Source organism: Dyella sp. Tek66A03 (assembly GCF_052567735.1).
In genome coordinates this window covers 2,342,104-2,363,879 of the sequence record NZ_CP199584.1, presented here as the reverse complement: position 1 = coordinate 2,363,879, position 21,776 = coordinate 2,342,104, and the positions used below count along the sequence as shown (strand labels likewise).

Annotated in this window: 22 protein-coding genes and 1 pseudogene; 11 read left to right on the top strand and 12 right to left on the bottom strand. The window is 60.2% G+C overall.

Features of this window, described 5'->3' with window-relative positions; translation table 11 throughout:
• Positions 1–64 precede the first annotated feature (64 nt).
• The 5 genes from ACT01B_RS10395 to ACT01B_RS10375 are packed head-to-tail and all read left to right on the top strand — an operon-like array spanning position 65 to position 4,466.
• Positions 65–691: a paraquat-inducible protein A gene (locus ACT01B_RS10395; protein WP_445147271.1), complete on the top strand. Its 627-nt coding sequence runs from the start codon at positions 65–67 to the stop codon at positions 689–691.
• On the top strand, positions 688–1,329 hold the full coding sequence (locus ACT01B_RS10390) for a paraquat-inducible protein A (RefSeq protein ID WP_445147270.1): 642 nt from the start codon (positions 688–690) through the stop codon (positions 1,327–1,329). The genes ACT01B_RS10395 and ACT01B_RS10390 overlap by 4 nt, the downstream gene beginning before the upstream one ends.
• Positions 1,307–2,983 (top strand): PqiB family protein, encoded by a 1,677-nt coding sequence (locus ACT01B_RS10385; protein ID WP_445147269.1) that lies wholly within the window; start codon positions 1,307–1,309, stop codon positions 2,981–2,983. The genes ACT01B_RS10390 and ACT01B_RS10385 overlap by 23 nt, the downstream gene beginning before the upstream one ends.
• A complete protein-coding gene (locus ACT01B_RS10380) occupies positions 2,983–3,612 on the top strand; it encodes a PqiC family protein (protein ID WP_445147466.1) in 630 nt (209 codons plus the stop codon). Before ACT01B_RS10385 ends, ACT01B_RS10380 begins: the two co-directional genes overlap by 1 nt.
• Positions 3,609–4,466, top strand: a complete 858-nt coding sequence (locus ACT01B_RS10375; protein WP_445147268.1) for a cyclic nucleotide-binding domain-containing protein — start codon at positions 3,609–3,611, stop codon at positions 4,464–4,466. Before ACT01B_RS10380 ends, ACT01B_RS10375 begins: the two co-directional genes overlap by 4 nt.
• Positions 4,467–4,837: 371 nt before the next feature.
• Here ACT01B_RS10375 and ACT01B_RS10370 read toward each other — a convergent pair.
• Positions 4,838–5,194: pseudogene (locus tag ACT01B_RS10370) on the bottom strand (ATP-binding protein); the annotation flags it as partial.
• 75 nt (positions 5,195–5,269) lie between these two features.
• Between ACT01B_RS10370 and ACT01B_RS10365 the strand changes: the two are divergent.
• Together ACT01B_RS10365 and ACT01B_RS10360 are read left to right on the top strand one after the other, a co-directional pair.
• Positions 5,270–5,728, top strand: coding sequence for a GFA family protein (locus tag ACT01B_RS10365; RefSeq protein WP_445147267.1), 459 nt, complete (start codon positions 5,270–5,272; stop codon positions 5,726–5,728).
• A 58-nt stretch (positions 5,729–5,786) separates the two neighbouring features.
• Positions 5,787–6,083 carry a YciI family protein gene (locus tag ACT01B_RS10360; protein ID WP_445147266.1) on the top strand — a complete coding sequence of 99 codons (297 nt, stop codon included), beginning with the start codon at positions 5,787–5,789 and terminating at the stop codon, positions 6,081–6,083.
• Positions 6,084–6,224: 141 nt separating this feature from the next.
• Here ACT01B_RS10360 and ACT01B_RS10355 read toward each other — a convergent pair whose 3' ends face one another.
• A complete protein-coding gene (locus ACT01B_RS10355) occupies positions 6,225–6,833 on the bottom strand; it encodes a TetR/AcrR family transcriptional regulator (RefSeq protein WP_445147265.1) in 609 nt (202 codons plus the stop codon).
• A 122-nt stretch (positions 6,834–6,955) separates the two neighbouring features.
• Between ACT01B_RS10355 and ACT01B_RS10350 the strand changes: the two genes are divergently transcribed.
• The 3 genes from ACT01B_RS10350 (at position 6,956) to ACT01B_RS10340 (ending at position 12,719) form a co-directional block, all read left to right on the top strand.
• A complete protein-coding gene (locus tag ACT01B_RS10350; RefSeq protein WP_445147264.1) occupies positions 6,956–8,083 on the top strand; it encodes an efflux RND transporter periplasmic adaptor subunit in 1,128 nt (375 codons plus the stop codon).
• 65 nt (positions 8,084–8,148) lie between these two features.
• The gene (locus ACT01B_RS10345) at positions 8,149–11,250 is read left to right on the top strand and encodes an efflux RND transporter permease subunit (protein ID WP_445147465.1); all 3,102 of its coding nucleotides are present in this window, start codon (positions 8,149–8,151) and stop codon (positions 11,248–11,250) included.
• Positions 11,247–12,719 carry an efflux transporter outer membrane subunit gene (locus ACT01B_RS10340; protein ID WP_445147263.1) on the top strand — a complete coding sequence of 491 codons (1,473 nt, stop codon included), beginning with the start codon at positions 11,247–11,249 and terminating at the stop codon, positions 12,717–12,719. The genes ACT01B_RS10345 and ACT01B_RS10340 overlap by 4 nt, the downstream gene beginning before the upstream one ends.
• A gap of 327 nt (positions 12,720–13,046) precedes the next feature.
• Here ACT01B_RS10340 and ACT01B_RS10335 read toward each other — a convergent pair whose 3' ends face one another.
• From ACT01B_RS10335 to ACT01B_RS10315, 5 genes are all read right to left on the bottom strand, one after another.
• Positions 13,047–13,571 carry an HAD domain-containing protein gene (locus ACT01B_RS10335; protein ID WP_445147262.1) on the bottom strand — a complete coding sequence of 175 codons (525 nt, stop codon included), beginning with the start codon at positions 13,569–13,571 and terminating at the stop codon, positions 13,047–13,049.
• Between the two features lie 13 nt (positions 13,572–13,584).
• Positions 13,585–14,076, bottom strand: a complete 492-nt coding sequence (locus ACT01B_RS10330) for a hypothetical protein (protein WP_445147261.1) — start codon at positions 14,074–14,076, stop codon at positions 13,585–13,587.
• Positions 14,076–14,483, bottom strand: a complete 408-nt coding sequence (locus ACT01B_RS10325; protein ID WP_445147260.1) for a hypothetical protein — start codon at positions 14,481–14,483, stop codon at positions 14,076–14,078. Before ACT01B_RS10325 ends, ACT01B_RS10330 begins: the two co-directional genes overlap by 1 nt.
• A 248-nt stretch (positions 14,484–14,731) precedes the next feature.
• The gene (locus ACT01B_RS10320; protein ID WP_445147259.1) at positions 14,732–14,938 is read right to left on the bottom strand and encodes a hypothetical protein; all 207 of its coding nucleotides are present in this window, start codon (positions 14,936–14,938) and stop codon (positions 14,732–14,734) included.
• Positions 14,939–15,088: 150 nt separating this feature from the next.
• Positions 15,089–15,370 (bottom strand): helix-turn-helix domain-containing protein, encoded by a 282-nt coding sequence (locus ACT01B_RS10315; RefSeq protein WP_445147258.1) that lies wholly within the window; start codon positions 15,368–15,370, stop codon positions 15,089–15,091.
• A gap of 105 nt (positions 15,371–15,475) precedes the next feature.
• On the opposite strand from ACT01B_RS10315, the gene ACT01B_RS10310 reads away from it, so the two are divergent.
• A complete protein-coding gene (locus tag ACT01B_RS10310; protein ID WP_445147257.1) occupies positions 15,476–15,796 on the top strand; it encodes a hypothetical protein in 321 nt (106 codons plus the stop codon).
• 551 nt (positions 15,797–16,347) lie between these two features.
• Here the strand turns inward: ACT01B_RS10310 and ACT01B_RS10305 are convergent.
• From ACT01B_RS10305 to ACT01B_RS10285, 5 genes are all read right to left on the bottom strand, one after another.
• Positions 16,348–17,391: a TniQ family protein gene (locus ACT01B_RS10305; protein WP_445147256.1), complete on the bottom strand. Its 1,044-nt coding sequence runs from the start codon at positions 17,389–17,391 to the stop codon at positions 16,348–16,350.
• Positions 17,378–18,334 (bottom strand): TniB family NTP-binding protein, encoded by a 957-nt coding sequence (locus tag ACT01B_RS10300; RefSeq protein ID WP_445147255.1) that lies wholly within the window; start codon positions 18,332–18,334, stop codon positions 17,378–17,380. The genes ACT01B_RS10305 and ACT01B_RS10300 overlap by 14 nt, the downstream gene beginning before the upstream one ends.
• A complete protein-coding gene (locus tag ACT01B_RS10295) occupies positions 18,331–20,181 on the bottom strand; it encodes a Mu transposase C-terminal domain-containing protein (RefSeq protein WP_445147254.1) in 1,851 nt (616 codons plus the stop codon). Before ACT01B_RS10295 ends, ACT01B_RS10300 begins: the two co-directional genes overlap by 4 nt.
• A gap of 393 nt (positions 20,182–20,574) precedes the next feature.
• A complete protein-coding gene (locus tag ACT01B_RS10290; protein ID WP_445147253.1) occupies positions 20,575–20,859 on the bottom strand; it encodes a hypothetical protein in 285 nt (94 codons plus the stop codon).
• Positions 20,860–21,466: 607 nt separating this feature from the next.
• Complete coding sequence (locus tag ACT01B_RS10285; protein WP_445147252.1) at positions 21,467–21,730, bottom strand: hypothetical protein; 264 nt, start codon at positions 21,728–21,730, stop codon at positions 21,467–21,469.
• Positions 21,731–21,776: the final 46 nt, after the last annotated feature.

Genomic DNA, 21,776 nt, shown 5'->3' with positions numbered 1-21,776 from the left:
GGTGACGGTAGGAAGCCGGACTCGCCTCAGCTTGGCCCAGAACGCCACGAAACCGAGTGACGGCATGAAGACCTTTCCTACCTGGATTGTTTGCGAGCACTGCGATGGCGTGTACCTGCGGCGCGCACTAGTGCGGGGCGACATAGCGCACTGCGAATGCTGCGGGGCGGTGCTGTACCGGGCCGGCCGGCTCAATATCGATCAGTGGCTGGCGTTGACGGTCGCGGCGGCCATCGTGTTTACGCTGGCCAATAGCTATCCGATTATCCGGATCAGTCTGCAGGGCCTGCACAACGAGGCTACGCTGTGGCAGTCCGTCGTGGCGCTGGCGCACGGCGCGGCAGCACCGATCGCCGTGCCTGCCGCGCTGTCGATCATCGTGGCGCCCTTCCTGCAGATCGCGTTGCTGGGGTGGGTGCTGGTATTCGCGCGGATGGGCCGGCGTGCACCGGCTTTTACTACGGCGATGAAGGCGCTCAACGCGCTACGTCCGTGGAGCATGGTCGAGGTCTGCCTGCTTGGCGCCCTGGTGGCCATCGTCAAGTTGTCCGGCTATCTCGACGTGATGCCCGGTATCGGCATCTGGGCCACGGCAGCGCTCACGGTGCTGATCGCGATCATCGCGAGTCGCGACCTCCACGGGTTGTGGGAACTGCACGACGACGAGCGCATTACCGCGGGACGCCCGTGAGCGTGCCGCCGCGCGCGCGCCAGCTCAGCGTGATTGGCTGCCACACCTGTCGACTCGTCTGCGAAGACGTGCTGGACGACAGCGATCTACATGCGGTCTGCCCACGCTGCGGATCGCCGCTGCATCGGCGCAAGCCAGAAAGCCTTGCGCGGGCCTGGTCACTATTACTCGCGGGCCTGATCTTCTACATACCAGCCAATGTGTTGCCAGTGATGCATACCGACATGTTCGGCAGCGGCGGCGACAGCACCATCATGGCGGGCGTCGTGGAGTTTTGGCACAGCGGCGCTTGGGATATCGCCCTACTCATTTTCATCGCCAGCGTGGCCGTGCCGTGTACCAAGTTTCTGGTTCTCGGCGTGCTTCTGGTAAGCGTCCACCGACGCAGCCGTTGGGCTCGACGCGAACGCGCCCGCCTCTATCGCATGGTCGAGATCATCGGCTACTGGTCGATGCTTGACGTACTCGTAGTGGCTTTGGTGGCCGCGCTAGTGCAGTTCAAGGCACTGAGCAGCGTCGAGCCGCGTGTGGGTATTTTCTTCTTCGGCATGGCGGTGATCCTCACCATGCTGTCCGCTATGAGTTTCGAACCCCGCCTGATCTGGGATAACGAGGATGATGATGAATCAGACGCCTGATAAAAATGGCGCCCTTGAGCCGCGCGACCCTTTAATTACGTATCGACGCTGGCGAGTTTCGCTGGTCTGGGTCGTCCCTCTGGTCGCCGCCCTCATTGGCGTATCCATGCTCATTCAAGCCCGATTATCGGCAGGTCCGAAGATCACCATCAGCTTTCTGACTGCAGCGGGCCTTGAGGCCGGCAAGACCCCGGTCAAGTACAAAGACGTGGCGATCGGCACCGTCTCTGCAATTGCCTTGAGCGACGATCATTCGCACATCGTCGCCACGGTCGCGCTCGATAAAAGTGCGGAGAGCCTCGCCCGGGACGACACACGATTCTGGGTGGTGCGCCCGCGCTTTGGTCTCGGTGGCGTGTCAGGCATCGATACCGTGATCTCTGGCGCGTACATCGGCGTGGATACAGGAAAATCCCGCAAAGCGCGTGAGCATTTCAGTGGCCTGGAGGCTCCTCCCACCGTCATCAACGGCACCCCGGGGAGGACCTTCGTATTGCATAGCGATGACCTCGGATCACTCGATATCGGCTCGCCGGTGTACTACCGCCGCATCCAAGTCGGCCGGGTCGCGTCGTACCAACTCGATGACGACGGCCGCGGCGTAAGCCTGCAAGTGTTCGTCGACGCGCCCACTGATCGTTTCGTCACCCAGGACACACGCTTCTGGAATGCCAGTGGCGTCGACGTGTCGCTGGGCGCCGACGGCCTCAAGCTCCATACCCAGTCGCTGACGACCGTCGTCGCCGGCGGGATTGCTTTCGCCACACCCTATGGAAGCGAAAGCACCCCGGCACCGGAGCACGCGCAGTTTGTCCTCACCAAAGATCAGCAAACAGCGATGGCCGCACCGGACGGACCGCCACAATACATTCAGATGCGCTTCGAACAATCGCTGCGCGGACTGACGGTGGATGCACCGGTCGAGTTCTTCGGCATCACGATCGGCAAGGTCATCTCAGTCGAGCTCGACTACGATGCGGCCAAGCAGCGCTTCCCAGTGATTGTCGAGACCGTCGTCTATCCGCAGCGTCTCGGGCACGTTCTCGAAAAACTCCCCCAACTTAGCGGCGACAAACAACAGCAAGCCGCCCAGTTCCTGCACGGGATGGTTGCGCAGGGCCTTCGTGCCCAGGCGCACACCGGTAACTTGCTGACTGGTCAGCTTTACATCGCGCTCGACATCGTGCCTAACACACCCAAAGTCGATTTCGACGTCAACGCAAGACCGCTGATCATGCCTACGGTCGGCGGCAGCTTGGACAAGTTGCAGGAGCAGTTGGCTAGCATCGTCGACAAGGTGCAGAAGATTCCGTTCGACTCCATCGGCCGCAACCTCGACGGCGACCTGGTCGAATTAAACAAGACGCTCAAGCAGGTCAACGGCGATCTGCTACCTGAGTCCAAGCGCACCATGCAGGAAGCGCGGCGAACTTTCGGAACGGCCAACAGTGCGTTGTCCGAGGACGGGCCACTACAGCAGAGCCTGGGGCCAGTCATGCAGGAAATGCGGCGCACTATGCAGTCGCTACGCGCACTCACCGATCTGATCGGACGGCATCCCGAAGCGTTGATTCGCAGTCTGCAAGCCGACCCGAAGACTGCCACGAGGCCCGCTCCCAATAACTCTACAAGCCCACAGGGGCCATCGCGATGATGCGCGTGAAACGTCAAATCTTCACGGCTAGCGTTGGCCTAGCGCTGGCGGCATGCGCTTCCGCACCAACGCACTACTACACGCTGCTTGCGCCACCGCACGATCGCAACGGCGCAGCGCAACCGGACGCGCCCTACCTCGTCGACGTGTTGCCGATCGACATCCCCGCCCAAGTCGACCAGCCACAGTTGGTCGTGCGCCAAGGTACGGAAGGCATCGCCATGCTCGACCACGAACGCTGGGCCGCACCTCTGAATGACGAACTGCGCGCAGCGCTGTCCGCGGAGCTGGTCGAGCGGCTCGGTGCGCAAGACGTCGCCGGCATAGTCAGCCCCATCGGCAAGCCAGTGCTTCGGATAAAAATGGAAGTGCGCCGATTCGAATCCGTACCGGGGCAATATGCCTTGATCGATGCGGACTGGAGTATGGGGATCGCCGGCGACCCAGCCGGCAAGCGGCTGCTATGTCGTAGCCGCTTGCGTGAGACAGTGGCCGGTGACGACGACGCGAGTCTTGTTCGCAGCCATCAGCAGGCCATTGCAGCACTGGCCGCGCAGATGGCTACCGCCGCACCTGGTTGGTTCACCTCGCGACGCTCCGTTTGCCCGATACAGGAGACTGATCGATGAGCCGGCGGTCACATCCGTCAAACGTCAGTGATGTTAAGTCAGCCCACCTGTGCCGGACACCTCTTCGCGATACAAAGCCGTTAGTCCCGACGAAGAATGGCACTGCCGTTCTCGATCTCAATCAGCTGCGGCGCAGTTGTGGCGACTGCGCGCTGCACGAGCTGTGCCTGCCGACGGGCATCGACGATAGCGACCTGATGCGGCTGGATGCCGCTGTGCGCGATAGGCGCACAATCCATCGTGGCGACACATTGTTTCGCCAGGGCGACACATTTCATGCCCTATACGTGGTTCGCGCCGGGTCGCTGAAGACCTTTGTCGAGAGCCAGGATGGCGATCTCCAGATGCTCGGATTCCATCTCCCGGGGGAGATTGTCGGCATGGACGCGCTCACCGGTGATCATCACCTCTGCAGCGCGCAGGCGCTAGAGCGCACCAGCATCTGCGAGCTGCCTTATGAGCAACTCCAACATGTCGTGCAGCAAGTTCCCGCCCTCTATCGCCAATTGATGCGGATTATCAGTCGTGAGGTGGTGGCAGAGCAGCGCCATCTGGTCATGATGGGCAAACAGCAGGCCCAGGAGCGACTGGCGATCTTCTTGCACAGCCTTGCCGATCGCTACGGACGTCTGTCGCGGGACCCGACCAATCTCACACTCCCCATGACTCGCAGCGAGATCGCCAGCTATCTCGGCCTGGTCATCGAAACCGTCAGCCGCCTGTTCAGCCGGATGGAAGCCGCCGGCATCCTCACGGTGAACCGCAGAACGATTCATGTCCTTCGGCCCGACCTTCTCGAGTCTATGTGTAGTAGCGGTCATAGCCGATTGCCGCGTGGTGCCGAGGCGATTTGAGGTTTCACATCGCTTCTTGTTGGCCTTAGTCATGTCGAGACTCCGTGCGACGTCCCCCCGCTTTCAGTAGCGGGGGGACGTCGGAGTGACTATCCGGTAGTTGAGATCGATGACAGGCTATAGCTTTGAGCGTATAGCCATCCAGACGTTCGTGCCAAACTTCGCAAATTGTCCACGATTGGCACCAGTCGATCAGCGGCCCCGCGGTCTGATTTCGCAAGTTATTGTTCACTGCGAGCCCGCGGAATTGAGGCTCCCTGTTGGCGCTCGCTGAAAACTGACCATCTCTGCGCGTTGAAAATTGACCAGGGATGGAGGCCGAGGGAAAGCTCCCCCGGCGTGGTCTGAGTGTAGCGTTGGTTGAGGTCGAATCAGAGAGACGGGTCGATGCCCTCCTTGCTAGTGTGCTCCTTGGCCTGCTCCCGTGACTTGATGCGTGCCTTGGCCTGGCGACTGCTCTGGCGGAACCGATAGGAGTCGTTGCCGGTCTCGACGATGTGGCAGTGATGCGTGAGGCGGTCGAGCAGCGCGGTGGTGAGCTTGGCGTCGATGAAGACGTTGGCCCACTCGGCGAACACCAGGTTGGTCGTGATGATCACGCTGGTGTGCTCGTAGAGCCTGGAGAGAAGGTGGAACAGCAAGGCACCACCAGCTTGCGAGAACGGCAGGTAGCCCAGCTCATCGAGGATCACCAGATCGAGGTGCATCAACTGGTTCGCGAGCCGTCCGGCAAGATGGCCGAACGCATCCTCGGCTTCGTGCTGCGCTGAGCGCGGCAGCTTCCCAACTCAGAGGCGGAAACCATGGCCCAGCACAACCACACACCTCTCCACGGCAGTTGCTCCTGCGGCACCTTCTCGTTTGAAACCACCAAGGCACCAGCCGCGCGCTTCGTGTGCCACTGCCTGTTCTGCCAGGACTTTACCGGTGAGGCGTTCTCCGACGTATCAGTGCTGATGGCGCATCAGATTGAAATGAAGGGCACCGACGGGCTCATCCACAAGAAGTACCGACTCCCGCCGAATCTCAACCGCACTCGCTGCGCAAGATGCGGCAAGCCGGCGATGGAGACGATGGGTGCGGGACCGTTGAAGCTGGTGTTCGTGCCGTCGAAGAACTTCGTCGAACAGGCTCTGCTTCCGCCGGTGAAGGCACACGTTTTCTACAACCGTCGCGTGACCGACGTTGCGGACAACCTGCCCAAATATTCGCACTACTGGCCAAGCCAGTTTGCCATCACCAAAACCATCATGGGCTTCTAGGCATCGGCTGCCGATACCCCGACCATCCGCCACCCGTTTCCATCCAAGGAGAATCAAGATGAAAGCTTTTCTTACCAAGTGGGTACCGCCGCGTGCCGATTTCCTGCCTACGATGACAGCACAGGAAGCCGAGCAGATGCAGCAGCACAGCGCCTGGCTGAGCGACCATCTGGAACAAGGCCAGATCGTTGCCCACGGGCCGGTAATGGATCCCGCCGGCAGCTACGGCGTGGCAATCTGGCAGATTCAGGACGATCAGGACATCACCGCGCTGACGGCACAGGACCCGATCGTCCAGGCGGGCAATGGCCATTACGAGCATTTCCCCATGCTCCAGCTGAAGGCGCGCGGCTGACGGCAAGCCTCGACGACGCGACGTCCAGGCCCCCATCCTGGTGGGCCGGGCCCTGCTCATCGAGCGCCATCGGTCTTGGCAATTGCGAGCCGGGGCGGGTCAGCGTCCCGGGCAGTCTGAGCCGTCGCGAATGTCGATGCTTCAGTCGAAGAAGATGGACGCGAAAATGGTGCTCAGCAGCGTCTGCGCCTGCTCATCCGGCAGGTCTTTCGGCAGGCAGGTGCTGAAGAACCGCACACCGTCGATCAGAGCCATGGTGCCGAAGGCGAGATTGCGGGCCGGGATAGAAAGATCCTTGCCCAGCGACCTGCAGAACTGCTCGATGAAGTAGCCGATGGTCTCGCGCTTTTCCAGCAGCAGGGCGTTGAAGCGAATGCGGAACTTCGCGTCGCGCAGTGCGCAGACGCGGGCCTCGGCCCAGAGCGCAAAACTGGTGTCGCCGCAATAGGCCTGGGCATAGAACGCCGAGAGCTGGGCCTGCAGGTCCGCTTTTGGCAGGTCCGCGTCGAGGATGTTCTGCAGGCTGGCCTGGATGTCCTGGTGGTCGCGCTTGAGCAACTCGATGAACAGGTCGTTCTTGCTGTCGAAGTTCGAGTAGAACGCGCCACGGGTGTAACCGGCGTGGGACGCGATGTCTTCCACGCTGCTGCCGGCCAGACCCTTCTTGGCAATGGTCACCGCCCCGGACTCGAGCAGGCGCTCGCGGGTCAGGTCACGGCTTTCTTCGCGGGTCATTCGTTTGCGTGGCATGGCGGCATGCTAGCACAGCTCTCGGCTTGCGCATCTGAATACAATATTGAATGCCGATACATATGTGTATTACTATGCATGCACGTATTCATGAGGCGCGTGCGCCGTTGCAGGAGTGGTTTGTGAACGATCGACTTTCCCCCTCGCCCGCCGGGCCGGTGCGCCGTTGGGCGCGGCTGTTGATGGCGCCGCTGGCATTGGCGCTGCTGTCCGCTTGCGCCCATCAGGCGCCCACGGCCGAGGTGGCACGCCCGGTCATCGCGATGACGGCGCAGGCTGCCAGCAGTGCCGAGCCGGTGCGCTTTCCCGGCGAGGTGCATGCCCGTTACGAGATGCCGCTGTCGTTCCGCCTGGCCGGGCAACTGGTGGCGCGCGAGGCGCATCTGGGCAACGTGGTGAAGAAGGGTCAGGTACTGGCGCAGCTGGACGACACCGACGCTACCCGCAACGAAGCCTCCGCCCATGCAGCGCTGCAGGCCGCCGAACATCGGCTGACGTTCGCCACCCAGCAGCGCGACCGCGACCAGGCGCAGGCGAAGGCCGACCTGATCAGCCGGCTGCAGCTCGACCAGACACACGACGCCTATGCCGCGGCACTTGCGGCACGTGACCAGGCCCGCGAGCAGCTGGCGCTGGCGCAGAACCAGTCGCGCTATACCCAGCTGATTGCCGATCGCGACGGCCGGATCACCAGCGAACAGGCCGAGGTAGGTCAGGTGCTCTCGGCCGGCCAGCCGGTGTTCGGCTTTGCTTGGTCGGGCGAGCGGGACATCTACATCGACGTGCCGGAAGATCGCATTGCGAATGTTTCGGTGGGGCAGACGGCCACCGTGACGCTGCCGGCGATGCCGGGCAAGACCTACGCCGCGCAGGTGCGTGATCTGTCGCCGGCCGCGGATCCCCAGGCACGCACCTACCGCGTGAAGCTCGCACTGGATGCTGCCGGACAGAACCTGCCGCTGGGCATGACCGCCCAGGTGGCGCTGTCCGCCCGCACGGCGGTGCACGGCGTGCGGCTGCCGGCTACCGCCCTATTCCACCAAGGCGAGAAGCCGGCGGTGTGGGTGCTTCGGGCCGACGCCACGCTCGAACTGCGGCCGGTGACCGTGCTGCGCTACGACGAGCGCGACGTGCTGATCGGCACGGGCCTGAAACCGGGCGAGATGGTGGTCATGCAGGGCGTGCATACGGTGAGCGCGGGCGAGAAAGTGACGCTGATTGCACCGCCGCATCCGGAGGACGCGCCGTGAGCGACGAAGGCCGTTTCAACCTCTCGGCGTGGACCCTGCGGCATCGACCCCTGGTGTTCTTCGTGATGGTGATGGTGACGCTGTTCGGTGCGCTGGCGTACAGCCGGCTGTCGCAGTCGGAGGATCCGCCGTTCACCTTCAAGGTGATGGTGATCCAGACCTATTGGCCAGGTGCGAACGCCAAGCAGATGCAGGAGCAGGTGACCGACCGCATCGCGCGCAAGCTGCAGGAAACGCCGTCCACCAATTTTCTGCGCAGCTATTCGCGACCGGGCGAGTCGCTGATCTTCTTCAACGTGAAGGATTCAGCACCGGCCTCGGTGGTGCCGGAAACCTGGTACCAGGTGCGCAAGAAGGTCAGCGACATCGCGGCACAGTTGCCGCAGGGCGTGCAGGGGCCGTTCTTCAACGACGAGTTCGGCGACGTCTACACCAATATCTACGCGTTGCAGGGTGACGGCTTTACGCCCGCGCAGTTGCACGACTATGCCGACCAGTTGCGCACCGAACTGCTGCGCGTACCGGGTGTGGGCAAGATCGACTACTTCGGCGATCAGAAGCAGCACATTTATATCGAGATTCCCAACGCTCGGCTGTCCAAGCTGGGCATCAGCCCGCAACAGATTGCGCAGGCGATCAACCAGCAGAATGCGGTGGCCCCGACCGGGCTGATCACTACGGCCGACGATCGCGTTTTCGTACGCCCCAGCGGAGCGTTTGACAACACCGGTGCGCTGGCCGATACCCTGCTGCGCATCAATGGCCGCAGCTTCCGGCTGGGCGACATCGCCACCATCAAGCGTGGCTATGACGATCCGCAGGTAGAGCAGGTGCGCTTCATGGCACATCCGGTGCTGGCCATCGGCGTGACCATGCAGCCGGGCGGCGACGTGATCCGGCTCGGCAAAGCACTGGACGCAGCCACGGCAAACCTGCAGAAACGCCTGCCGGCCGGGCTCACCCTGAGTTCGGTCACGAGCATGCCGCACGCGGTCTCGAAGTCGGTCGACGACTTTCTGGAGTCAGTGGCCGAGGCAGTGGCGATCGTGCTGTTGGTAAGCCTGCTCAGCCTGGGTTTTCGCACCGGCATGGTGGTGGTGATCTCGATCCCGTTCGTGCTCGCGGCTACCGCGCTATGCATGTACCTGTTCGACATCGGTCTGCACAAGGTCTCGCTCGGCACTCTGGTGTTGGCACTGGGCCTGTTGGTGGACGATGCGATCATTGCCGTGGAAATGATGTCGGTAAAGCTGGAGCAAGGCTGGAGCCGCATGCGCGCGGCGGCATTTGCCTATACCAGCACAGCGTTCCCGATGCTGACCGGCACGCTGGTGACGGTGTCCGGGTTCCTGCCGATTGCGCTGGCCAAGTCCGGCACCGGTGAGTACACCCGTTCGATCTTCGAGGTCTCGGCGATCGCGCTGCTGCTGTCGTGGCTGGCGGCGGTGATCGTGATTCCGCTGCTTGGTTATCACATACTGCCCGAGCACCACGCGCGAACCAAGCCAGGCGAGGAGTGGTGGGCCCGGGCGATGCCCAAGCGCTGGAACGCACGTCGCCGTGAACGCGCCGCTGTCATCGTGCATCACGACGTCGATATCGAGATCTATGACACGCCGTTCTACCGCCACTTCCGTTCCTGGCTGGACGCCTGCTTGCGCCACCGTTTCGTTGTGCTGGGGGCGACCTTGGCGCTGTTCGTGGTGGCACTGGCTGGTTTCGGCCTGGTACCAAAGCAGTTCTTTCCCAGTTCCGACCGCCCCGAACTGATAGTGGACCTGCGCCTGCCCGAAGGTGCGTCGTACGACGCCACGCTGGCCCAGGTGAAGCGCTTCGAGGCGGCGCTGAAGGGACGTCCGCAGATCAGCCATTACGCGGATTTTGTCGGTGCCGGCGCACCGCGCTTCTACCTGCCGCTGGATCAGCAGCTGGCACAGCCAAACTTCGCGCAGTTCGTGATTACCGCGAAGAGCGTGGAAGCGCGTGAGCAGCTGGCGCACGATTTGGATGGTGTGCTCAAGCAGGATTTCACTGCCGTGCGCACGCGCATCAGTCGACTGGAGAATGGGCCGCCGGTGGGCTTTCCGGTGCAGTTCCGAGTGAACGGCGACAACATCGGCACCGTACGTGACATTGCAGACAAGGTAGCCACCATCGTTCGGGCGGACCCACACGCCACCAATGTGCAGTTCGACTGGGACGAGCCTGGCGAACGCTCGGTGCGGTTCGAGATCGACCAAGCGCGTGCACGCCAGCTCGGCATCACGTCGCAGGATCTGGCGAACTTTCTGGCGATGTCGCTCTCCGGCACCACCGTCACGCAGTACCGCGAGCGCGACAAATTGATCGCGGTGGACCTCCGCGCACCGAAGGACGAGCGCGTGCACCCGGACCAGATCATGCAACTGGCCATGCCCACATCCGACGGCAAGGCGATTCCGCTGTCGCAGCTGGGCACGGTGCATTATGGGCTGGAGTACGGCGTGATCTGGGAGCGCGACCGGCAGCCATCGATCACCGTGCAGGCCGACGTGCGCGGCGATGCGCAGGCGCTGGACGTGACCAACGCGATCGACGCCAGGCTGGCCAAACTGCGCAGTGATCTGCCAGTGGGTTACCGCATCGAGGTTGGCGGTGCGGTGGAGGCGAACCAGAAGGCGCAGGATTCGATCAACGCACAGATGCCCGTGATGTTGATTGCCGTACTAACCCTGCTGATGATCCAGCTGCAGAGTTTCAGCCGCACCATGATGGTGGTGTTGACTGCGCCGCTTGGACTGATCGGCGTGATCGGTGCGCTGCTGCTGTTCGGCCAGCCATTCGGTTTCGTGGCGACGCTGGGCACGATCGCGATGTTCGGCATCATCATGCGCAACTCGGTAATCCTGCTCGATCAGATCGAGCAGGACATCAGCGCCGGGCATCCGCGCTGGGAGGCAATCATCGGCGCCACGGTGCGGCGTTTCCGACCGATCACGTTGACCGCGGCCGCTGCCGTGCTAGCGCTGATCCCGCTGCTGCGCAGCAACTTCTTCGGCCCGATGGCGACCTCCCTGATGGGCGGTATCACCGTCGCCACCGTGTTGACCTTGTTCTATCTGCCAGCACTCTACGCCGTCTGGTTCCGTGTGCGCGCGGACGAACCCGCGCCGGAGGTTGCGCCATGAACACCACCATCCAGCGACATCTTCGGACCGGTCTGCTGGCCGCGGCCATTGCCCTGTCCGGCTGCGCGTTTGCGCCACCGACCAGGCCGCCGGCGGCGCCGAGCCCGGCGCGCTATACGGCAACACCTGCACCATCGGTGACAGTCGATGCGGGCGGTGTGCAGCGTTTTGAAAGCGGCGCAGCGGTCGTCCCGGACTGGTGGCACCAGTACGGTTCGGCCACGCTCGATGCGTGGGTCGAGGAAGGACTGCACAATAGCCCTTCGCTCGAGGCCGCACGGCATACGCTGGAAGCGGTCCATCAGCAGTACCGCGCCCAGGTGGGTGACACCATGCTGCCTTCGCTGGATGCGCAGGGGCAGACCAGTCGCCAGCGGGCGCTGGGCATTCCTGGCCTGGGGCCCCCTACCAATCTGTATAACGTCTACGCTGGGCAGCTGAGCCTCAACTATGACTTCGACCTGTTCGGTTCGGCGCGCTATGGCGTGAAGCACGCGGCGGCGCAGGTGGACGTGCAGAAGTATCAGGTGGTTGCAGCGCGACGGGCGTTGGCGGCGAATATCGTGATCGCGGCGATCCAGGCCTCCGCCATGGCCGAACAAGTCGAAGCGGCCACCCGTGCGGTGGAGCTGGCGAAGACACAGGCTGACCTGGTCGAGAAAGCTTATGCGCTCGGCGCCGCCTCGCATGAGGACGTGCTGACGGCACGGCAGAACGCAGCCGTGCTGGCCGCCACGCTGCCGTCGTTGCGCACCCAGGCGATCCAGGCGCGCCATGCCCTGGCGGTATACATGGGACGCACACCGGACCAGGCACCGGAGGTGCCCGCGCTGTCCGAGTTCCATCTGCCCGCGACAGTGCCGGTCAGCGTGCCATCGGATCTGCTGCGGCAGCGTCCGGACGTGCTCGCTGCCGAGGCCAACCTGCGTGCCGCATCGGCGCAAGTCGGCGTGGCCACTGCCAATCTGTTTCCGCACGTTTCGCTCTCTGCTTCGCTGGGCTCCGCGACATTCAAGGACGCAGCTTTGTTTGCGAGCGGTTCGAAGGTATGGAGTGCCGGGCTGTCGCTGGCACAACCGATATTCCATGGCGGTGCCCTGCGGGCCGAACGCAAGGCAGCCATCGCCGACTACGACGCCAGCGTCGCGCAGTATCGGCAGACGGTGCTCAACGCCTTCCGCAATGTCGCCGACACGCTGGTCGCGCTCGACCAGGATGCCGATGCGTTGCAGGCCGCAGCGACGGCGGCCGAGGCGTCGCGACAATCGTTCGAGGATACGCAGGCACGCTACCGGCTAGGTGCCGCCTCCCATCCGGCCACGCTCGCCAGCGAGCAACGCTGGCAGGACGCAAGACAGTCCGAGATCCAGGCCGCAGCGGCACGACTGGTCGACAGTGCGGCGCTGTACCAGGCGATGGGCGAGCCACCGGCAAATGACAACCGCGAGTCGAGCGTGGCGGCGCCTTGAGCCTCGATTCGCGCGACAAATCTGGGCGACGATCACCGGAACGCCTGTCAGGCGTTCCGTACCCCCCTTCCCCTGCTCTCTACACTTCTCTCATGCTGACGCAATCGGCTTGAACAAGCCGTCGTAGGGCAAGCCGATCTGCGCATTTTGACGCATCAGCATTTCGACCCGCGCCACTTCACCGTTCTCCCGCGCGTTGAACACCAAGCGGAGTTGCCGTAGCTATCCGCAGACGCAACCTGCCCCCCCCGATAACGCGCCCTTATCGTAAGTGCGGCTCGGTTGACTTTCCAGACATCTGAAGGGCCTCAAGGCGAGATCGCCCAACTATATTGAAGCTCTCGCGCCACCCGATCTCTTGGAAGTCCATTGCATCAAGCGGTCTTCCAGCGCAAGGCGCACACCGGGTTCGCCGAGTCCTATCAGAGGATTGCAGGCAATAAGATGGCTACGCGCCTCCGCCGGCCAACCCTCATCGTCATCGTCAAGCGCGATCCACTCGCTTGGCTTGCGCCTTGCCACATCACGGGTGATCTGCTCATAACGACTAGCGTGATGTACCCACCAATACATCAGCTCGTCGTCTGCCTCAAATCGGCTATGCCAAGTAGCACCGATGACGCGGCTGCGTAGATTCACAGGGAGCTTCTTTCGGGAACGATCGAAGCCTTTGGTGCGGACCCAGCTGGTGGAAAGCACGATCTCAATGCCAGGATGAGGTGCAAGGACCTGTTCAAGGTACTCGGCATACTCAAACAATGTGCCCATGCCGCGGAGCACCGCGCGATTGCGGTGGTCGAGGTAGACATCGTAGTGATGTAGAACGCCGTCAAAGTCGAGATAGAGAATCAAAGGTTACTGTCCTCTACATGCCCCATAATGACAGGAAGGCCGCCCGTAGGGCCCGTGCATCGTGCAGCGCATGATGTCGCTGACTGTCCACATCGGCATGCTCACGCCACCACCGCTCCAGAGCCGGACCGGCATCTGTGACCAATTGCCACGACGGCTCGATCAACCCAGACGGGCGGCCGTGAGGCGTTGGATGTCCGTCGATAACGCGCTGGCAAAGCGTGCGATCAGAAGGAAAGTCGTAGTAGACGCATGGATGATCGAACTTTGACAGAAAGCGGCATAGTTCCTTTGACATTGCCTGCGCATCCATCGCACTGTCGCCGCGATTCAGCAACGGGTACACCACGGATTGAACCCAAGGCGTTGCGTCGGATGGAAGTACGAGGCTCTCGGCATAGAACTCATGGCGTCCGTCGATAGATACAAGGGCGATGGATACCAGGTCAGAAGCAAGCACATCTGCCCACTCGCAATCCAGAAAGAGGTAATTGAGCTGTGCCATCAGCGCCCCTCCGGGCTGCTCACACTTCGGCATGACTCGCAAAGCGTTGAGAACCGCCCCTTTCTAACAAGTGTGCCGGGCGCACCACACGATTCGCAAGTGAACTCCGACTCGTGCTCGGCAGCATCGATCAGACGCCTGATCACGTCGTCTCCGCCGTCGACATAGAAGCGCAGCGTGCCGAATTTCTCTTTGACCTGAGTGGCAACGATGTCCATGCCGACGGACTTCGCGTGCAGTTCGATCGCCTGGCTGAGCCCATAGATCAGATCCATCCAGCCATCGCCGCACTCGAAGCCCCAGTACGAAACCAGCGTCAGAGTGTGCTGACGCAATGGATCAATCCGTTGCGACCGGTAGAGCTCCGGAAAGTCGGACAGGAGTCGTTGGGTATTCTCGGGATTCATATAAACACCATAGATTGGTGCCCCAAAAAAGACTCGAGCCTGCGCGCGTGGCTTATCAACACTGCCTTCATCCGGGCATAAGTCGGGCGCCTGACCTCTCGGGCACCGGCCCAGACGAAACAACTCAGTTGCAGCTCAAGAGCGGCAACGAGATATTCGTTCGTGTAGGGCCAAGAGGGCTCTCATGGCTTGAGCGTATCAGAGCCATAAAGAGCTTGGGTGTATGTCTATGGGATGGAAGAAATCGTTCAGTTGCCGCCAGGTCGACGCGACTCACCTGTCGCAAGATCGGCCAAAGCGCAATGCCCGCCAGCGGCGGCAGCCGCCTCGCCAAGCTCGCTTGGTGTCATCTTCCAAAACGCGTCAATGCCCCGCTTGGCCTCCGGCGTCTGCATGCGGGCAACGAGAGCATCGATACTCTTATGCCATTCTTGGAGCAGGGTCTCGTCGCTCATGGGGCTCTCCCGTAGGCGCCCATTAGCCTACATCACGTCGACTCGCTCCGGTCCCACTCCTTTCCCAATGGAGCGTAGACCGCACAAAGGTGAACGTCTATGGGATTGTTAGATCAGGAGGGCTATTGAGAATTCAACGACCTTGGTCCTTCAAGAACGGCTGGACAGCTTAGCGCCTCTTCCCTTCTGTCCCGCGCGGCGCTGAAGAAACGATTGGAATACGGCCTTCGGATCTTCGCCCAAGGCCTCGCACAATTCGGCGAACTCCACCGCGTCAATGCGACGCTCGCCTCGCTCGACCTTGGATATAAACGTCTGCGTATTACCCAGACTCTCAGCCAGCGCGAGCTGAGTGATACCCGCGCCTTCCCGCAATTCACGGAGGAGGCCGAGCAGTATCCGGTAGTCGTGGTGATGAGTTGAGCGTGCCATAAGCTTGCCGGTGGTTGGCTAAGCACGCTAGAGTCCGTATTGGAATAGTCCAAAGTCGGCTTTTATGGGCGTCAAAAACGCATCACAACCACCTCGATGGCAGCTATGAACGACGAAGCACAGAGCTCTGGCAGTGGTCTTGGTGAACCGTCTTCGTGGGACGTGGAAGAGGCATTGACCTGGGTAAGCTATGGATTCTTTCGGCACCTCAAACACCAGACTCGGCCCGACGCCTCGGAACTATCGAACTGGTGGGACCAGCTTCTGGCAGCCCAAATGGCAATTGGCTTCCTGGTCGCAGAGTGCGAAAGCATCTCCTCTGGCGCGCTCACGGAGCTGGCGCGGCAGCGGCTCACCACAGCTCTCGCACGAATAAGCACATCCCCTTCGTCCACGCCTGAAAACCATGCGCCTACCAAAGCCTGACTGGACATTGGCGGCACGACAGTGAAAGGAATCGTGCTGCAGATGTTTGCGCCGATATCAGCGATTGCTGCAGCCGATGGCCGTTAAACCCGATAGAGCACTGTTTGCGTACCGACAAAAAAAGGCTATTTCGCTCAGTGAGCTTACGTGTCATACCATACGGTATGACACGGTAACTACTGCTGACGGATTGAAGTTGAAGCCAACGAAGGTGTCGCCGTATTTTGTATAGGTCGCGCTGGCTGAAATGGGGCCGTATGCCACATCAATGACGACTACATCGGGTGTCCTGACCGACGCTGTACTGGGGACGCCGCCGTCCGAAGTGAAGATTGCATGGAAGGCCACCCCAGTCTCAAGCCCAAGACCATCGATGTTGCGCAGAGGGCTATTGCCGACATAGGCATAAGTGTCGGTCCCCGCGTCCAAGCCAAGGGGGGGGCGCTCTCGACGTATCGACCTAGGCTAGCCCTGTAGTCTCGGAAGCCGTTATTCCATAGCCTCGTACCACCTCGCATTTGAGCAAGCAATGTCAGCGGTGACTGCGCTCGCTAGCCCGAACCTACAGCCCTCCAGTCCTGAACGCGCTGACGCCAGCTCGGTGGCCATTCCCTCGACCGGCGATCGAGCCATTCCCATGCGAGGGGCGGCAATATTGCGGCAACGCGTCGCCATCCCCAGCTGGACCCGCCGCGAGACCTTTCGTTTGTCGGTCTGGATGAGATGTCCAGCATAGCGTCGGCTACGCAAAGCAACGCGGTACGCCTGACAGCTGGATCTTCAATTGAGCGAAAACGCCCGAGATCGCACCGCCCCTGGAACGCAGGGAGCCTAAGCCCTCGAAAAAACCTATTCCGACCAACCAACAACGCAGGCAATGATGCCGTTGCTGGAATCTCGTCAGTCGACGGCGCCCAGTTGCACGTACAAAGTGCTAAAAGATCTTCCCAAATGCGCAAGTTCCCACTCGAGCCCGTGTCCTCGGGTTTCACGCGAGAATAGTGCTCACCCCAAGCCTCTAGTAGGCCCAGTTCCGCATCGAATGGCGCCTCAGTCAACCCAGTAGGCAGCCTTGCCCAGCCAGCCTTGATCTCTTTTACCAGCGTGTAGGGTTTGCGCATAAGTGCACCATGCGCGCGGCGTACTTCTGTTGAAACTTGCCCCCATCCCCAGCCAAACGCGGGGGCGTACATCAGAGGCAGGGAATGGGTACGGCACATGGTCCGCCAGCTGTCCGTCCACGACTGGCGCATATATTGACTAGTAATTGCCCCATCTTCTCCCAGGCACGCAACGCACACCGAGCGACGCGCGACGGGCATTAACACCCAGGGCGAAGGAGGCCATGCAATCCGATCGAGAAGCTCTGGCGTGATGCCGGCACTTGAAGCTAATGCGCGCGACCAACCAGGCACTCTAGGATAGTCAGGCTCAGCTCGAAGTGCATAGGGTAGTTCGGCACGCTCCCGGGATAACCGTGCCAGAAATTCGCTGTGATGACATGCATGTTCGCCCAGCCATCGTGTTAGCCATGAAGACACGGTCTCATCGTGGTGCGGTATGACCGATGCGGGACCGCAGCTATTTGTCTCCATCAAACTGATCCTCTGCCACTTCCAACGGCATCCCTTCCGCATTTCCCAACGACTGTCCGCCAGTGTCGCCACCGTAGCCCGTTACCAATCGCTGAGCAGCTAATCTTAGGCCTTCGATGTCTAGACTCTCCACGCCGGTTACCACTGCCATTTTGGCGGCTCGTCGTATGATTCGGACCATACGTTTCATGTGGCCGCCGGAGAGACTTAGAAGAAGTGGCAGTAGAACAGGGCCAGCAAGGCCTGAAGGCAAGCGCAACGGGAGGCGGCGTTCTAGGTTAGCGAGGAAATTTCGCAGTTCCACGCATTCCGTCCAGGGTCCTAGCTTGTAGCGGTCAAAACGCTCATCCAGCTGGGCATCGGCTTGTATACAATATTCAGCCGGCGATGTTCCGGCACATAGCAGTGCCACGGACGGCGTGTTTGTTAGATCTCTAAGCACAGCCATGTGCGTGATCAACGCCTTTGCCCCGGCGATAAAAAAATTGTGAAGCTCATCGATAGCGAGCAACCTGGTGTCCGCGTCGGTCAATCCTCGGTGCGCGTTTGCCTCTAAGGTTCCAGGTCGATCGCTCTCACCGTAAGGAATTTGAAGTGCCCTCAGTATTCGCTGATAGAAAATTCGTAAGTCGATAGCTCCAGATACATTGATACGAACGACAGGCCTCATGATTACCAGCGTCTGTTCGCAGACATATGGAGGATGTTTCTTCTCAACCACCTCCAGCAAAGTAGTCTTTCCCATGCCTGGCTCACCAACGACCAATGTGCAATCAGGCCGGTCGCTTCGCTCGCCGTTAACTAGCTCATCGATGTCGTCGAGCAACTCTTTCGCTCGTCGATACGATACATACTGATCACGGACGATGTACCGAATGCGCTGGAGATCCGGGCAATCGAAGAGACACCAGAGTTTGGGATGCACGTGATCCAGATCGTTCATACATCGCCCTCCCAGTCCTCTACTTCGACGGGCTGGCTGTAGTCCAGCCGAGGAGACGAGGAGAACTTACCGTTGTCTTTCTTCTCTGTCGGTCTTACCTCTTTCATTGCCTGATCAAGGCGCTCTTGCCTACGAAGCGCTTCACGTGTCTTTTTTTTGGCCCCCTTTAGCAGCTCTTCTTGTTTTTTAGCCGCCTTAAGTTCTACGGGTACGTCGCGTTGACTTGCCACTGCATTACTCAGCTCTTTGCGCATGGCCCTAATTTCCCATAAGGGTAGCGCGGGCTTCGTCTGATCAGCGTAGGGGATGTCGATGTAGGCGCCCGACGCCATACGAACGTAGATGAGCGCCATGTTCCTGGGGTCATAACGAATGACTACACGTTCCCTTTGACCCACCAGTGACCGCAAGACGGGTGCCCAATAGCGATCACCGAAGAAGCTGATTCCCGTGGGAGTCACCTTGCGCTTCTCCATCGGTAGGAAGTCCAGCAAAAGCTGCCTACGATCGGTCACGATCGGAGGCAACCTGAGACCATCCGGCGTCATGTGCGACTGCTCCCAGGCCATACGCGGCGTCATGCCAATGCCGCGGTGCTTGCGGACGTGATAAACCTCGCAAATGTGTCGTGCGAGCCAGATCTCGACCTCTCCCAAGGTCATCTGTGCATCGTGCTCAGGATTGTAGTCCGCGCGATGTTTCACGCCATTTCCAGTTGATCCCGGAAGACGCTCTATTCGACGCTGGAACGTACCTATCACACGCTCGACGATGGCGCCCTGCTCTTTCTGGCCAATGTCGCGAAAGGTCGGAGTACGGATTCCCCAGGCTTGGCATCCGGCGGCATAAGCGTCGCTATGAAACTCATTAGCATTATCAGTCCGCGACTGCTCAAACACGCCCCATATGGGCCAGGAGACATCGGACAGGCCGCGTTCCGCAAGCCACAGGTCTTTGGCAAGAATTGCATGTGTAACGGCCAACGCGACAGTGAGCACACTTGGCGCCTCAAGACTCACATGAAAGCCAAGAACTACACGAGTATGTGTGTCAACGACGATCGTCAAGAATGCCCGGCCAATGGGTCGTCTATGGCGACTATCCACCAAAAAGACGTCCAAAGGCGAATGATCAATCTCGACCATCGCGAGAGCTGCCGTTGTTCGAATAACGCCGGCCTTGGGACTCACCGCTTCGCGAGCTCGTTTGCTGCCAAGCCTCGTCCGGAGGGTTAACTCCCGGGCCTGCTCGTGAACGCGCTTAGTTACGGTATCGAGACACGGCGGCACAACGTTCGCCTTGGCGCATGCGAGCAGAATTGCGTCGTGAACTGCATTGATACGTGTAGGCTTCTTGGATCTTCGGTGCGCACCGATTACCGAATCGACGATTGCTTCTTTCTTCGGGTCCAACGTTCGCCCACCGGATTTTGGCCCCCGTTTACGCGAGACGATCGTCTTGGGTCGGCTGTCGAGCCTCAAAGCTCGAATGAGCTCGTAGATACGGCTAGGTTCCAATCCCAATTTTAATTGCAGATCCTGCATCTGCTCTCTGTTGAGCCGCGTGCCATTGAGGACTATTTGGCGTAGCACTGTTTCTCGACTCGATGCTTGATCAAGGAACGCTTTCGGAATGTCTTCGATGTCGCCCTCTTCATCAGAGTCTTTGAATGACGTTGTGATTGCTCTTATTTCGCCAATCGGCGCGGTACAGAAGTTTCCGTCGGCGACGCACTTAAGTAACACGCGGTCGACAGCGATAGCGCTTTCGATAGCGTACAAATTCCCGTCCCAAAGAACCTGCGTTCCCGGGTCAAGACGAAGAACTCTCGTGGAATTACTAGCCATGGCTGCTTTCCTAAAGGGGTATATGCCTTGGGAAATCAACCTGAAAGGCGCAGACGGTCGTCGGGCTTGACAGCAAGCCCGAGTGAACTAGTATCCGTAACGTCAAGGGAGCAAATCTTGACCGTGTTTGGCGGCCTCGGTGTCCTACCACCGAGGCCGCTGCGTTTCAGGTGATCACTTTTTAAGTATCTCCATCTAAGTGGAAGGCTTGGATACGTTCTAGACACATTGCCTCAGCTCGACCTCTTCAGCCCCTCCTTCTTTATCGGGTTTTGCAACAGAGACAGAGATCAGGTTGGTGCGGAAACGAGTGCGCTAGCCCAAAAGCTGCAGCAGATTTAGGGGCGCCCTTACGGGGCACGACCCGTCCCACGCCGGCGTTTCGCTCGGTAATTAGTGCCTTTCAGGTGACCCTAAACCGGAATCCAACGGAATTGGCGCGCATTGCTCGTCGAGCCACGCGCCCACCGACTTGGTATGCGAATACCAGCCGCGACGACCCGGGATCTGAAACATGGGAATCGGAAGCCGGCTACCCCGGCGCGCCTGCTGCAAGGCACTGGTGCTCTTGAATCCGAGGACCTTGGCGGTCGTAGAAGAATCCAAAATGGCACCGTATTCCTCGAAGAGCCACCGGCCTGTTTCGGTGAAGAGGAGGTTGTGTACTTCCGCCGACATGCGGTTACATCCGCTCAGAGCGTTGACGCAGACGGTACGCTCGCCCAAGCTGAAGGTCAAGTAATTGATTTTATTGGCTTTTGTATAACAAAAGTCAAGGCGGATTCATAGGCGAGTTTAGGTGGGGTGCGACGCGGCCTTACCCGCAAGGCCATTGAAATCCTGAAGTATTTTTTTCGTATGTGGGCGACGCCCGTGGGCGAAATCAAGTGACGAACTGAAGCCCGGCTGCCGAGAAGATAGGATCCAGGGCTTCATTATCGACCGCCCCATTTTTACGGAAGGCGGGGCGCCCTCTTACTCAAGTCGCCATCTCACATGTTTTCAAATAGAAATAGACCTGGAACCTCGACCCTTCCGTTCGTCGAGCCCTGCTCCCCGTGCGGTACGGGACAACAGGGACGGTAAGACCGCGAAAAGATAGTCTCCGTGATGACGGCCGATCCAAACATCGTCGTGCAAAAAAAGGTCAATAAATTGGGAAAGCCATCAAACACTGCTTTTTCGGTGGAATTACTCAGCTGGCAGCTTGAGGCCCCACAGGCTTTTCGGTACGAACAAATATTACGATTATCTGGCGTGAGGATAATCCTGTCATCAGGCTGATTTATAATGCAATTTTTCGGAACGAGAATTTCGCACTGATCCAGCCTGTGTCCAGATTGGCCGGTGGCTTGGTTCCTTCAGGAGTCCGTCCCTGCAGGAAGCAGCCCATGTCATTTAACTGGACCTTTGACCCGCAACGCAAACACTCCGCGCGCCGTCCGGCCTGTCGGTCACCGTTCGCGAAATTGCGCAGATGCTGGCCGATCACCGGGACTGTCAGTACAACTTTGCCGGCGATTGGGCTGGCTGGAAAATGCGTAGGCATTTCCTGATTCCGCCATTCAGTGGCCGCAACGGCCCAAGGTTGACGC